The organism is Actinomycetospora sp. ABD4_176 (assembly GCF_056311855.1).
Map to the genome: position 1 here is coordinate 5106878 of NZ_CM149974.1, position 13262 is coordinate 5120139.

The following is a 13262-nucleotide window of genomic DNA, read 5'->3' on the forward strand; positions in this document are numbered from 1 at the left end:
CTTCCCCACCGTGTCCCGAGGACACGGCTGCTCCGCGTCCGTGCGCGCGCTCTCCCCCGCTCCGCGCCAGGAGACGCCAGTGACCTCCACGGTGCCTCGTCACGACGAGACCCCTGACACGACCACCCCCGCCACCGCCGCCACCAACGCCACCCCCGCCACGACCACCCCCGCCGACCCCGACACCCCCGTCCGCACCGTCGGCCTGCTCGCCGACCCGGGCCTGCCGACGAAGCTCGCCGAGCAGGTCGCGGGCGACCTCCCCGCCCTGCTCGCCGAGCACCTGCCCGGCCGCACGTGGCGCGTCGAGACCGCGGAGGGGCCGGTCGGCCTCGACGCCGAGGGCCTCCTGCCGATGCTGCGCCTGGGCTGCGAGCAGCAGCGCCGCCACGGCTGGGACGTCGTCGTCATCGTCACCGACCTGCCGCGGCGGGCCGGTACCGAGCCGCTCGTCTCCGACTTCGGGTCCGACGACGGGGTCGGCCTCGTGTCGGTGCCCGCGCTCGGCGCGGTCGCGCTGCGGCGGCGGCTGCGCGCCGCGGTGCTGGACCTGCTCGAGCACGGCCTCGCCGACCCCGTCGCCCCGGCGGTGGCCGGACCGGCCCGTCGCGGCCTGTTCGGGCCGCCGATCTGCCGGATCGCCTCCGAGCACGAGGGCATCGACAGCCACCTCGCGCTGCGCGGCACGCGCGGGCGGGCGCGCCTGCTCGCGGGCATGGTCCGCAGCAACCGGCCGTGGCGCCTCGTGCCCAGCCTCTCGACCGCGCTCGCGGCGGCCGCCGCCGGTGCCGCGTTCGGCATCTTCTACTCGAACATCTGGAGCCTTGCCAGCGACGCGGGGCCGTGGCGCCTGGCGCTCATCGCCGTGCTCGCGGTCGCGGCGATGAGCACCTGGCTCATCGCCGACAACGACCTGTGGGAGCGCGCGCGGTCGCGGCGCCTGCGCGCCGAGGTGCACCTGTACAACGCCGCGACGACCTCGACGATCGTGCTCGGCGTCGTGTGCTGCTACGCGTTGTTGCTGGCGCTGGCGGGCACGGCGGCGGTGGTGGTCATCCCGCCGGACACGCTCGCCGCGACCCTCGGGCACCCGGGCGGGCCCTCGGCGTACCTGGCGGTCGCGTCGATGGCGACGTCGATGGGCATCGTCGCCGGCGCCGTCGGGTCGGGGCTCACCGCGCCCGGGGACGTGCGCGCCGCGGCGTACAGCACCCGCGAGCAGCAGCGCCGCGCCCGCCTCGACGCCGAGGACGACCGGGCCGCGGAGGGCGAGCAGGCCGCTGAGCAGGCCGACCGGGTCGCCTGACCTACGCGGGGAGCGGCCGGCGGCTCGCGGCCGGGGCGAGCACGACCCCGAGCGCCGCGAGGTCGTCGGCCGACCACCCCAGCCGCCCCCAGGCGTCGACGAGCAGCAGCGTCTCCCGCGGGTGCTCGCGCCGCCCGGGTGCGTCGGCGACGGCGTGCAGGGCGCGGTCGAGGAAGTCGGCGGGGATCGTGAGCACCACCGACGGCGGCCGGCCCTCGGCCACCGCCCGCCCCACGGCGGCGTAGCCCTCGGCGAGGGCGGTCGCGTCGTGCTCGAGCCGCGCGAGGAGGTCGGGCCAGGGCACGGAGCGCTCGTCGGGATCCTCGTCGAGGGCCGAGCGCACGGTGCGGATGGTGCGGTGCGCGACGCCGAGGACGGTGAACCAGTCGACGTCGTCCTCGTGACGCCGGCGGCGCTCGGCGCGGTACTGCAGGAAGTCGGCCTCGAGGAACAGCAGCTCGCGGTCGTTGGCGTGGAGGCACGCGAGGAGGTCCGCGCGCCGCCCGGTGCCGGCCGTCCACCGCACCATGGCGACGATCAGGGCCGACAGGGCGTGCAGCGAGCGGGCCGCGTCCCGGCGGACCTCCCCGTGCCCGCCGGCCGGCCACACCGCGGCGCCGACGGCGATCCCGATCGTCGCGCCGACCGCGACGTCGAGCAGCCGCACGCCCGCCAGCGCCGGGCCGGCGGGTGCGAGCTGGGCGAACAGCACGGCGACGAGCACGGTGAAGCACGCCTGCGCCGCGATCATCCCGACGAGCTGGCCGGCGAGGACGGCTGCGACGCAGAGGAGCGGGAAGAGCACCGCGTACACCGCCGCCTGCGTCCCGACCACCTCGAGCAGTCCGGCGGCCACGACCGCGCCGGCCGCGGTCCCGACGATCGCGGGCAGCAGCGTCGCGCGCGTCGACGTGACCGACGTGCGCATGAGCGTGAGCGTCGCGAGCAGCACCCACAGGCCGTGGGAGAGGTCGAGCCCCCCGGCGACGAGGCGCGCGATCGCCAGCCCGATCCCGAGCCGCAGGGCGTTCTGCAGGTACACCGAGCGCAGCGACAGGTGGACGCGGATGCGCCGCGCCCAGAGCTGGACGACGGGCGCACCCGTCCACCACGCGAGGTCGTCGGGCGCCCGCGTGCGGCCCCGCGGGTCGACGACCACCGCGGCGGCCTGCACGGCGACGTGCGCGGCCGTGAGGACCTGGCCGACCGCCACCGCCGACCGCGCGTGCGCCACCGCCTCGTCGCCGTCGAGGAGGGTCGCGACGACGGTGACGCGGCGCGCGGTGTAGTCGGCGCGGGCCGCGTCGATCGCCGCGGGGTCGGGCAGCGGGCCCGCCCCGCGCAGGGCGACGGCGGTGTGGCGCAGCGCGGTCGCGGTCGCCGCCAGCGGGTGCGTGGCCTCGTCGGGCACGCCGCTGCGGGCGTCGGTGGCGAGCAGCGCCTCGGCGCGGCCCTGCGCCGCCCGCAGCGCGGCACCGAGGTGCTCGAGGCCCCGGGCTCTCGGCCCCGGGCCGGTCGGGCGCTCCTCCCACGGGGTGGCGAGCAGTTTCAGCCGGCCGACGGCGTGCGCGGACGCGGCTCGGCGGGCGGCGACGTCGGGTGCGCGGGTGGCGAGCGCGTCGAGCAGGTCGGCGAGCGCCTGCGCCGCGCCGGCCGCGCGGCACGCGTAGCTCTCGACCGGCCGGGCCGGCCACAGCACCCGGTCGGCGAGCGCGAGCAGGCCCATGCCCAGCGCGAGACCGAGCACGCGCTCGGGCAGCGTCTCCGGGGCGAAGGGCGGGAACGACGGCAGGATGTAGAGCAGCTGCAGGCCGTTGGCGACGCCCGCGGGCCGTGGGCCGCCGATCGGCAGGAACGCGACGACGACGCCGACGACGAGCATCCCGACCGACGCGGCGATCGTGCTGCCCGCGAGCAGCGTCCCGATCACGAGCAGCGCGGTGCCGGCGACGAAGCTCGCGGCGAGGGTGCGGGTGCGTTCGCGCGGGGTGCCGACGACCTGCGAGAGCACCCCGAACCCGATCGCGCCGAAGGCCGCGTAGATCGCGGCCGTCGTGCTGTCGAGGCCGTAGCGGCACACCGTGAACGCGACCGTCGCGACGACGGCGATCCGCACCGCGCGCCGCGTCGCCGTCAGCCCCGGGTCGCGGCGCACGAGCCACCGCAGACCCCGCCGACCCGCCATCGCTGCAGTCTGCCCGGCGGCGGTGCCCGCGGACAGTCTCCGCAGCCGGCCTCTGGACGGTGGCCGTTCGGTTGACCAAGCTTCTGGCGTCGCCGACCCCGGGAGCCCCCACGTGCCGACCTACCTCGTCCGCGCCCGCACCGAGACTCTCGGGCCCGGACGTCGAGCACGTCTCGCCGAGAACCTCACCACCGCCCACGCCGACACCACCGGCACCTCGCCCGGCCTCGTCCAGATCCTCATCGAGGACGTCCAGGGCCGCGACCACTTCATCGGCGGCCGCCTGGCGCCGACGGGCTCGGTGTTCGTGCGCGGCCACGTGCCCGCGGGCGCCGACGAGGCGACGATGCGCGCGCTCGCCGGCGCCGCGCGGGACGCCGTGGTGTCCGCGACCGACGTGGCCGCGGAGCTGGTGTGGGTGTACCTGTCCGAGCTGGCCCCCGAGGGGGTCGTCGAGGCGGGCACCCCGCACACCCGGGGGTGAGTCAGGCGGGCAGGTCCACGAGGTCGGCCAGCACCGTGCGGTGGTGGTCGGCCGACCCCAGGATCAGGGCGTCGGCGCGGGCGCGCTTGAGGAACAGGTGCGCCGGGTGCTCCCACGTGAACCCGATGCCGCCGTGCAGCTGCAGCCCGTCCTCGGCCGCGAGCAGCGCGACCTCGGCCCCGTGCGCCGCCGCGACCGCCGCCGCGACCGGCAGGTCCGGTGAGTCGTCGGCGGCGCACCGGGCGGCGTAGCGGGCGGTCGCGCGGGCCTGGGTGATCGCCACCCACAGGTCGGCGAGCCGGTGCTTGAGCGCCTGGTACGACGCCAGTTGGCGGCCGAACTGGTGGCGGTCGCGCAGGTAGGCCACGGTGTCGGCGAGGCAGCGCTCCGCGAGCCCGAGCTGCTCGGAGGCGAGGATCGCGGCGCCGATCCGCAGTGCCCGGTCCACGTCGGCACCCTCGACGATCCGCGCCGGCGCCCCGTCGAACGTCACGTCGGTGAGCCGGCGCGTCATGTCGAGCGACTCCGCGGTGGTGCGCGTGACGCCGTCCCCGTCGGCCTCGACCACGGCCACCCCACCCTCGACGGGCACGAGCAGCACGTCGGCGGTCACGGCGTCGACCACCGCGGTGACGGTGCCCGCCAGCAGGTCGCCCCCGCCGTGGCGCTCGACGGTCACCGGCACCGGCCGGCCCGCGCCGCGGGTGGCGCCGACCGCGAGCGCGGCGGTGCGCTCGCCGCCCGCGACGGCCGCGAGCAGGTCTTCGGTCGTGTCGGACGAGCCGGTGCCGAGCAGCAGCGCGGTGGCGACGACGGTGCCGAGGAACGGGACGGGCGCGACGGCCCGGCCGAGCTCCTCGGCGACGACCGCGACCTCGCGCCACGACGCGCCCGCGCCGCCGCGCTCCTCGGGCACCGCGAGGCCGGCCACGCCGATCTCCTGGGTGAGCCGCTTCCAGAGGTCGGTGTCGACCGCGTCCTCGGTGTCGGTGCGGCGCAGCACCGCGTCCCACGGCGCCTGCTTCTCGACGAGCGCGCGCACGCTCGCGCGCAGGTCCTCCTCGACGTCGGAGTAGAGGAGGTCGCCGGTCTCGGGGGTGGTGGGGGTGGTCGCGGCAGCGGTCATCGGGGCAGGTCCTTCCACGGCACGTCCTTGTCGGCGCGGGCCTCGGCGGGCAGGCCGAGCACGCGCTCGGCGACGACGTTGCGGAGGATCTCGGACGTGCCGCCCTCGATCGAGTTGGCGCGGAAGCGCAGGTAGCGCCAGCCGGCGTCGCGGCTGCCGTAGTCCTCGACCTCGGGGCGGCGCTCGGTGTAGTCGGGGTAGCGCAGGCCGTCCTCGCCCTGCAGCTCCAGCTCCAGGCTCGAGCACTCCTGGTTGAGGCGCGCGTAGGTAATCTTCACGCCGGAGCCCTCGGGCCCGGGCTGCCCGGCGGCCTGCTGCTGGCCGAGGCGCTCGGCGGTCAGGCGCGCCGCCTCGGTCTGCACCCAGAGGCGCAGCATCCGGTCGTGCAGGCCGGGGGTGCGGGCCTCGGGGTGCTCGCGCCAGCGGGTCGCGAGGGTGCCGACGGCGCCGCTCTCGCGGGGGAGCGTCCCGCCGCCGATGGCGACGCGCTCGTTCATCAGCGTGTACTGCGCGACCGTCCAGCCCTGGCCGACCTCGCCGAGGCGCTGGTCGTCGGGGACGCGGACGTCGGTCAGGAAGACCTCGTTGAACTCGGCCTCGCCGGTGATCTGCCGCAGCCCGCGGACCTCGACGCCGGGTGCGGTCATGTCGACGACGAAGTAGCTCAGGCCGCGGTGCTTGACGGCCTCGGGGTCGGTGCGGGCGAGGATGATGCCCCAGCGGGCGTGGTGGGCCATCGAGGTCCACACCTTCTGCCCGTTGAGCACCCAGGCGTCCCCGTCCCACAGGGCGCTGGTGCCCACGCCCGCGAGGTCGGACCCCGCGCCGGGCTCGCTGAACAGCTGGCACCAGATGTCCTCGCCGGTCCACAGCGAGGGCAGCCAGCGCTGCTTCTGGTCGTCGTCGCCGAAGCGCAGGATCGTCGGCGCCGCCATGCCGAGGCCGATGACGTTGAGGCGGGGCCGGTTCTCGGGTGCGCCGGCGCGGGCGAACGCGGCGTCGACGGCGGCCTGCAGGCCGTTCTCGGCGCCGAGGCCGCCGAGGCCCGCGGGGTAGTGCACCCAGGCGAGGCCGGCGGCGAAGCGCTCGCGGAGGAACTCGGCGGGGTCGCTGCTCGCGGGGTCGTGCTCGGCGAGGAACTCCTCGACGCGCCGCGCCAGTGCGGTGGCGTCCGGCGCGTCGGGCGGGCTGTCCGTGGTCGTCACCCCTGCACCCTCCGTCGCCGGCCCGCGGCTGTCGAGCCCCGACGGGGCTGCCCATCCCGGTGTGATCGTCACCTGCCAGGGTGCTCGGCGTGAGCGCACCCTCGACCGAGCTGTCCCGCGCCCTCGCGGCCCACGCCCGGCCGCTGGGCGTCCCCGACGACCTGCCCGACGACGAGACCGGTGCGTCCGCGGCGGAGGAGGGCCTGGCCGCGTGGGTGCGTGCCGCGCGGGACGCGCGGGTGGTCGCGCTCGGGCCGGCGGTCGGCGGGACGCGCGAGCTCGCGACGCTGGCCGGGCGGTGCTTGGAGGAGCTGGTCGGCGACCCCGAGGGCGGCGTCGGGACCGTCGCGCTGCAGGCCGCGGAGTCGGGCACGACGGTGCTCGACGACCACCTCCGCCAGGGCACCGGGAACGCGGGCGGGTTGCGCGAGGCGCTCCAGGGCCTCGGGTCGTGGAGCTGGCACACCCGCGAGGTGCTCGACGTCGTGCGGGCGCTCGCGAGCCGCGGCGGGGTCCGCGTCGTCGGCGTCGACCCGCGCCGCCCCGCGCCCGCCGTCCGCGTCGTCGGCGCCTTCCTGCGGACCGCCGCGCCGGACGCGCTGCCGCCGGTGGCCGACGGGCTCGCCGACCTCGCGCTCGGGTACGGCGACGGGGAGGGGACGCGCGCGGCGGTCGAGCAGGTGCGCGAGCGGCTCGAGCGCGACGTGCCCGCGCTGGTCGCGGCCACCTCGCCCGCCCGGCACGCCGAGGCCGTGCGCCACGCCGGGTTCCTCGCCCGCGCCGCAAAGCTCGCCGCCACCCCGCCCGCGCGCGCCGACGCCGTCGCCGCGCGGCTCATGGCCGACGGGGTGCTCGACGCCCTCGACCCGCACGACCCCCTCGACCAGGGTGGCCGCCTCGTCCTCTGGGCCCACGCCGACCACGTGGTCGTCCGCGAGCAGACCCTCGGCGCGCACCTGCGCGAGCGCCTCGGCGAGGGCTACCGCGCGCTGGTGCTCTCCGCGGGCACGGGGACGGTGCGCGCGACCCGGCGCCGCCGCCTCTTCGGTCCCGCGCGCACCCCGGCGACCCACCGCCTCGGCGAGGTGCCCGCGTCCTCGCTCGAGGGGGCACTGCTCGACGCGCTGCCCCGGGACGCGGTGCTCGACCTGCGCGACCCCGCCACCCCGCCCGCCGTCACCGCGTGGGCCGGCGAGGCGACGGTGCGGCGCTCGGTCGGCGACGAGGTCTCGGCGGCGGCGCCGGCGCGCGCGACCGTTCCCTGCGTGCCCGGGACCGAGCTCGACGGGGTCGCGGTGGTGCGCGCGGTGCACCCGGCCCGGGCGCTGTAGCGCGGTCAGCCCCGGGCGGCGAGCACCGCGCGGCCGCGCGGGGAGAGCTCGTAGCCGACCGGCAGCGAGTGCGTCAGCCCCAGCGCCTTGAGCTTGCGCACGTCGGCCTTGAACGGCGCGGTCTCCCGGCCGAACGACGCGGCGAGGTCGGGGGCGCGCACGGCGGGGCGCTCGGCGATCGCCGCGAGCGTCGCCCACGCCCAGGGCCCGTGACCGCTGCGCGCGTCCATCGCGTCGAGGCGCCCGGCGACGGCGGCGAGGTCGTCGGCCCCGGGCACGGTCGCGGCGAGCTCGCTGCGGGGGTCGGGCTCGTCGAGCGGGTGGAAGCGCACCCGGAAGAGCTCGGCGTCCGGCGCCGCCTGCTTCGCGGCCGCGGCGAGCAGGGCGTCGATCGAGTCGAACCCGGCGCGCCGCGCGTCGTCGGGGCCGAGGTCCTCGGGGCGCACGACGTCCACCTCGTCGACCTGCAACCGCCCGATCGGCGTCCGGTAGGGCCGCCCGGGACGGACCTGGGCCCGCCGCCAGCGCCGGAACGTCAGGTCGACCTCGCCGCGCGCGACCGGCTCGGCGAACCGCAGGGCGAACAGCACGGCGCCGATGGTGCCAGTCCTGCTCGCGCGTCAGATCGCGCCGAGGCCGACCACGACGAAGAAGAGCCAGAACGCGATCCACCCGATGATCGGGAGGTAGCCGAGCACCAGGCCGGCGATGGTCATGCCGTGGCCCGCGTACCGGCCGCTGCCGGTGTCACGCCACGCCAGGTGCCCGCAGATCACCGCGGCGATCGACGCGAGCCCGGCGGTGAAGAAGCCGAGGATGCCGCACACCAGCGCCGCCACCGCGAGCCCCGACGTCGGCGGGGTGCCCGGGGAGGACCAGCCGTAGGGGCCGCCGCCGTACGGCGCGGACGGGTAGGGCGTCGGCGCGGCGGCGGGCGGGGACGCGAAAGGGCTCGGCCCGTAGGGGGTGTGGCCGTACTGCTGGCTGTACTGCTGGCCGTACTGCTGGCCGTACTGCTGGCCGTACTGCTGGCCGTACTGCTGGCCGTACTGGTGACCGTACTGGTGACCGTACTGGTGACCGTACTGCTGATCGTGGTGCTGGGGGACCGGACCGTCGGGGCCGTACCCGGCGGCGCGGTCGGCGGCGTAGGGGTCCGAGTAGGGCTCGAGCGTGTACGGGCCGGGGCCGGACGCCCCGGCGGAGGACGGCTCGGAGGAGGACGGCTCGGAGCGGGCCTCCGGTGGCGTCGGGTGGTGCGTGTCGGGAGCGGACGGCGCGGGGGTCTCGGCCCCGTCGCGGCCGTCGCGCGGCGGTTCCCACGGCGAGCTCACGACCCGGATCGTAGTGGCGCGCGGGGGTGTTGGTCCGATCGTCGTGGGTGGTGGGGGACCGGCGGCATCGCGCGGCCTGTCCGGTCACGGCGGAGGAGGCGTTTCTCCGGGAAACGGGTCGGCGGGTGCGCTGTCGTCCGAGGGCCGCTGCCGGCAAGGGTCGCCGGGGTCGGTGCCGTCCGCGACGTAGCGCCGGGCGTGGGGTCAGGAGGCCGGGACGACGAGGTCGGCGTAGGTGTCGCCGTCGGTGTCGGCCACCGCGACCGGGCCGTCCTCGCCGTAGGCCGCCCCGTCGGTGATGGCGGCGTCGCCGTACCCGTCGGCGTCGAGGTCCACGACGACCTCGTCGACGGCGCCGTCGCCGTCGTGGTCCGAGACCGCGTACTCGTCGTAGCCGTCACCGTCCCGGTCCGCGGAGGCGGTCTCGGCGTAGCCGTCACCGTCGGCGTCGGTGGCCGTCGACTCGTCGTCACCGTCGTGGTCGCCGTCCCACGAGGTCGCGCTCGGCGTGCCCGCCGGGAAGGACAGGAGGCCGCCGTCGGCGCCGTAGGTCGTGCCGTCGCCGGAGGTGTAGGTGTCGGTGCCGGGGTCGCTCATCGGGGTCTCCTCGCCGAGGTGGTCGGTGCGTCGACCCTCCGACGGTGCGGGCGCCCGCCGATGTTCCTGGCGAAACCCTGGCAGGACGGCTGCTCAGGGCAGCAGCAGGAAGGCCATGCGGCCCTGGGCGTCGACACCGACGCGCGCCCCGCCGGCTGCGTAGCGGTAGATGCCCGACCGGCGCTGCGGCGGCTCGCGCAGGGCGGCGAGGAGCTCCTCGCGGTTGTCGGGCTGCGCGAGCAGCGGCGCCACCTGCGACCACGGCGCCGCGTCGAAGGCCGCCGACGGCTGGTAGCGGGACTCGACGCCGGCGAGGTCGCCCGTGCCGAGGGCGGTGTAGAGGCCCTGGACGCCGGTGGCGACGGCCGCGGGCAGGGCGCGGCCGTTGGCGTCGGTGACGGCGGGGCTGCCCGCCGGGGCGGGCGGCGCCGCCGGCGCGGCAGCGCTCGGAGCCGGGGCGGGGACCGCGGGAGCGGTCTGCGCGGAGCTCCCGCCGGAGCTCGGCGCGGTGACGAGGGTCAGCACGGCCAGCGCCGCCGCCACGACGATCGCGACGGCGAGCGCGGCGCTCGCGATCCACGGACCGCGCCCGGCACCTGCCGACGCGGCCGACGCGCTCACCGCCACGCCGCCGCCCCGCGCGCGGTGATCGGCCCCGTGCTGGTCATGTGGCCTCCTCGATCGGTTCCGGCCGCAGTATCGAGACGCTCACGTCGGTGCGTGATTGCTGGTCGGGGCAGTCTGCGTCACGCGGACGGGTTCGTACAGGTCGATCGTGGCGGCCTCCGGGCCCGGCGGGTCGACGGCGGCGGGCGTGGGGATGACGTCCGTGGTCCGCGTGGGAAGGTCGGTGGCGACGTCCTCGGTGGGGCGCTCGGGGCCGGTGTCCGCCTCGCCGGCGAGGACCTGCAGGTCCCGGAGCAGCGCGGCCCCGAGCCCACCGGGGTTGGCCGGGCGCTCCTGCGCGACGCGCGCCAGCAGCGCGGTCAGGTCCCCGGCGAGCCGGCCGTCGCCACCGGGGTCGGGCGCCACGGGGTCGGGCGCCACGGGCACGGCGGCGAGGGTCGCGGCGAGGGCGCGCGCGTCGTCGTCCTCGGCCCGCGGACGGTCGTCGGGACGTCGCCCCGACGGCGCGCCGACCAGCCGGACCGCCGACGGCTCCGCATCGACCAGCACGACGTCCGCGCCGATCCGGCCGTGCACCAGGCGCGCCGCGTGGGCGGCCGCGAGCCCCCCGGCCAGCACCACCGCGAGGGCGAGCACCCGCGACGCGGGCAGCGCACCGACGTCGGCGAGCCCCCGGACGTCGGCGGGGAGGTCGTGGACGAGCCACAGGTCCCGGCCGCGTCCGGCCGCGACGTCGCGCGCCGGGGCGAGCCCGGGGTGGGGGTGCTCGGCGCCGCGCCGGACGTCGCGGACGACGCGGGTCAGGGTCCGCGGCGCCGGCGGACCGACACCGTCGTCGGGGGCGAGCGCCACCGCGACGACGGCGCGGTCCTCCCAGTCGTCGTGCGCGACCCGGACCGCGGCGGTCACCGCGTCGCCGAGCCGGTAGTGCCCGCCCGAGAGCAGCTCGCCCGGGGCGCCCGGCGCGATGTCGCCGCCGGCCGCTCCTCCCGTCCCCGTCCCCGTCCCCGTCCCCGTCCCCGTCCCCGTCCCCGTCACCGTCACCGTCACCGTCCCGGCCGACCCGGTGCGCCGGTCGCTCAGCCGCCGAAGCTCGTCCGGGCCCGGAACTGGATCCGCTCGAACACGGCGTTGGACTGCTCCAGCGTGGAGGTCCGGATCTCCCAGCTGTAGTTCAGGCCGCTGTAGATGCCGGTGGAGTACACGGTGCCGTCGCGCTCCGCGGTGTAGAGCGGACCCTGCTCGACCCCGCCCGATCGCCACACGTCGAACTGCTCGATGCGCGGTCCGAGGGCGGCGGTGTCGTCGTAGAACGATCGCGCGCCGGCGGCGTCGGGCCATCGGGCGAAGATCACCCGGGCGCCCGGCGCCGCGGTGGCGAAGTCGCAGATGTAGGCCTCGGTGGGGTTGACGCCGCTGCTGGTGGTCAGCTGGTCCTGGGCGGTCGACGGCCGGCAGTTGCCGGTGGTCGTGTCCGGGAAGACCTGGGCCATCGTCGCCTGGCCGGCCGGGACGCTCGCGGCGCCGCCCGACCCGCCGCCGCTGCCCGAGCCCGAGCCGGTCGTGGCCGGCGGCTGCGCCCCGGTCGTGACCGGCGGTGCGGGCGGGGTGGCCGTCGTCGACCCCTGGTTGAGCAGCACCACGGCGCCCACGGCGACGACGAGCAGCAGGACGAGGACGCCGGCGACGATCGCCACGATCTTGCCCGTACTGCGCTCCGGCGGCTGCGGCTGGCCGTACCAGCCCTGCGGGCCGCTCGTGCCGGGCGGCGGCGGGTACTGGCCGGTGCCGTAGCCGGGCGGGTAGCCCTGGGTGGGCGGGTAGCCGGGCTGGCCGTGGTTCTGCGTGCCGGCCGGCTGCGTCGGGCCCCACGCGGCGGGCGCCGGCTGCGGCCCCGAGCCCTGCGGCGCCCCGAACGGCGACGAGCCCTGCGACGACGGGCCCTGCGGTGACCAGGGCTGGGACTGCGGCGGCGGTGGGGCCTGCGGGCCCGACTGGCGACGCGGTCCGGGGACGTGGGTCGGGGTGGCGCCCTGCGGGCCCGACGTGCCCGCGGCGGCGGCCGCCCCCGCGAGGCCGGCGGCCCCGGCGGCCCCGGCGCCCAGCCCGCCGGCGCGGACGCCGCGGACGGTCGCGTCCTCGGCGCCGGGGGTCGCACCGGTGCCGACCGGGGCGTCCCCGCCGACCGCGCGCACGGCGGCGTCGGCGAAGTCGCCCGCGGTGGCGTAGCGCTGGGCGGGGTCCTTCGCCATCGCGGTCGCGAGCACGGCGTCCAGGGCGGGCGGTGAGCCCGGCGCGACCTCCGAGAGGCGCGGGGGCGTCTCGTTGAGGTGGTCGTACATGAGGCCCGGGCCCTCGGACACGAACGGCGGGCGCCCGGCGATCGCCTCGAAGAGCAGGCAGCCCAGCGCGTAGACGTCGACCCGGCGGTCCATCTCGCGGCCCACGAACAGCTCGGGGGCCATGTAGGCGAGGGTGCCGATGGCCGAGCCGGTGCCGGTCAGCGAGCTCTTGGTGTCGCCCCCCATCGCGCGGACGATGCCGAAGTCGACGAGGTAGACGAAGTCGCGCCCGCGGTGCTGCGTGATGAGGATGTTCGACGGCTTGACGTCGCGGTGGACGAGCCCGTCGTCGTGCGCGGCGTCGAGGGCGTCGGCGGTCTGGCGGACGATCTCGGCCGCGCGGCGCGGCTCCAGACGGCCGTTCCGCTCGATCTCCTCGGCGAGGTCGACCCCCGAGACCAGGCGCATGTCGATGTAGAGGCGGCTGTCGATGGTGCCGAAGTCGTGGATCGGGATGACGTGCGGCGACGACAGGCGCGCCGCGGTGCGCGACTCCCGACGGAAGCGCTCCTGGTAGTCGCCGTCGTCCGCGAGGCCGCCGTGGAGGCGCTTGACCGCCACGGTGCGCTGCCGGCTGGTGTCGTAGGCGCGGAAGACCTCGCCCATCCCGCCACGTCCGATGCGCTCCTCGAGGCGGTACGGCCCGAACATCTCCACCGGCTCGCCCGACGACGGCGGCGTGTGGCCCGGGGCCTCGGTGCTCATGCGGCGCTCTCCTGGATCGT

At 77.5% G+C, this 13262-nt stretch carries 12 protein-coding genes; 3 read left to right on the forward strand and 9 right to left on the reverse strand.

All coding sequences use genetic code 11. The features are described from left to right. Window positions 1-79 precede the first annotated feature (79 nt). Window positions 80-1306: a hypothetical protein gene (locus tag ACYX4T_RS24720; RefSeq protein ID WP_476011865.1), complete on the forward strand. Its 1227-nt coding sequence runs from the start codon at window positions 80-82 to the stop codon at window positions 1304-1306. Between the two features lies 1 nt (window position 1307). Here ACYX4T_RS24720 and ACYX4T_RS24725 read toward each other — a convergent pair whose 3' ends face one another. Beyond that, window positions 1308-3491, reverse strand: coding sequence for an FUSC family protein (locus ACYX4T_RS24725; RefSeq protein ID WP_476011866.1), 2184 nt, complete (start codon window positions 3489-3491; stop codon window positions 1308-1310). A 112-nt stretch (window positions 3492-3603) separates the two neighbouring features. On the opposite strand from ACYX4T_RS24725, the gene ACYX4T_RS24730 reads away from it, so the two are divergent. Continuing rightward, the gene (locus ACYX4T_RS24730; protein WP_476011867.1) at window positions 3604-3975 is read left to right on the forward strand and encodes a tautomerase family protein; all 372 of its coding nucleotides are present in this window, start codon (window positions 3604-3606) and stop codon (window positions 3973-3975) included. Between the two features lies 1 nt (window position 3976). Here ACYX4T_RS24730 and ACYX4T_RS24735 read toward each other — a convergent pair whose 3' ends face one another. Both ACYX4T_RS24735 and ACYX4T_RS24740 read right to left on the reverse strand, forming a co-directional pair. Beyond that, a complete protein-coding gene (locus ACYX4T_RS24735) occupies window positions 3977-5101 on the reverse strand; it encodes an acyl-CoA dehydrogenase family protein (protein ID WP_476011868.1) in 1125 nt (374 codons plus the stop codon). Then, window positions 5098-6306: an acyl-CoA dehydrogenase family protein gene (locus ACYX4T_RS24740; RefSeq protein ID WP_476011869.1), complete on the reverse strand. Its 1209-nt coding sequence runs from the start codon at window positions 6304-6306 to the stop codon at window positions 5098-5100. Before ACYX4T_RS24740 ends, ACYX4T_RS24735 begins: the two co-directional genes overlap by 4 nt. 89 nt (window positions 6307-6395) lie before the next feature. Between ACYX4T_RS24740 and ACYX4T_RS24745 the strand changes: the two genes are divergently transcribed. After that, complete coding sequence (locus ACYX4T_RS24745) at window positions 6396-7637, forward strand: erythromycin esterase family protein (RefSeq protein WP_476011870.1); 1242 nt, start codon at window positions 6396-6398, stop codon at window positions 7635-7637. A 5-nt stretch (window positions 7638-7642) separates the two neighbouring features. Here ACYX4T_RS24745 and ACYX4T_RS24750 read toward each other — a convergent pair whose 3' ends face one another. The 6 genes from ACYX4T_RS24750 to ACYX4T_RS24775 all read right to left on the reverse strand — a co-directional run bounded on the left by ACYX4T_RS24750 (window position 7643) and on the right by ACYX4T_RS24775 (window position 13242). Continuing rightward, window positions 7643-8227, reverse strand: a complete 585-nt coding sequence (locus ACYX4T_RS24750) for an ASCH domain-containing protein (RefSeq protein WP_476011871.1) — start codon at window positions 8225-8227, stop codon at window positions 7643-7645. A gap of 30 nt (window positions 8228-8257) precedes the next feature. Then, on the reverse strand, window positions 8258-8971 hold the full coding sequence (locus ACYX4T_RS24755) for a DUF4190 domain-containing protein (RefSeq protein ID WP_476011872.1): 714 nt from the start codon (window positions 8969-8971) through the stop codon (window positions 8258-8260). 204 nt (window positions 8972-9175) lie between these two features. Beyond that, entirely contained in the window at window positions 9176-9568 is a 393-nt protein-coding gene (locus tag ACYX4T_RS24760; RefSeq protein WP_476011873.1) for a hypothetical protein, read from the reverse strand. A 93-nt stretch (window positions 9569-9661) separates the two neighbouring features. Then, window positions 9662-10189, reverse strand: coding sequence for a hypothetical protein (locus ACYX4T_RS24765; RefSeq protein WP_476011874.1), 528 nt, complete (start codon window positions 10187-10189; stop codon window positions 9662-9664). Window positions 10190-10276: 87 nt separating this feature from the next. After that, window positions 10277-11233, reverse strand: a complete 957-nt coding sequence (locus tag ACYX4T_RS24770) for a hypothetical protein (protein ID WP_476011875.1) — start codon at window positions 11231-11233, stop codon at window positions 10277-10279. A 41-nt stretch (window positions 11234-11274) separates the two neighbouring features. Then, window positions 11275-13242, reverse strand: coding sequence for a serine/threonine-protein kinase (locus ACYX4T_RS24775; RefSeq protein ID WP_476011876.1), 1968 nt, complete (start codon window positions 13240-13242; stop codon window positions 11275-11277). Window positions 13243-13262 lie beyond the last annotated feature (20 nt).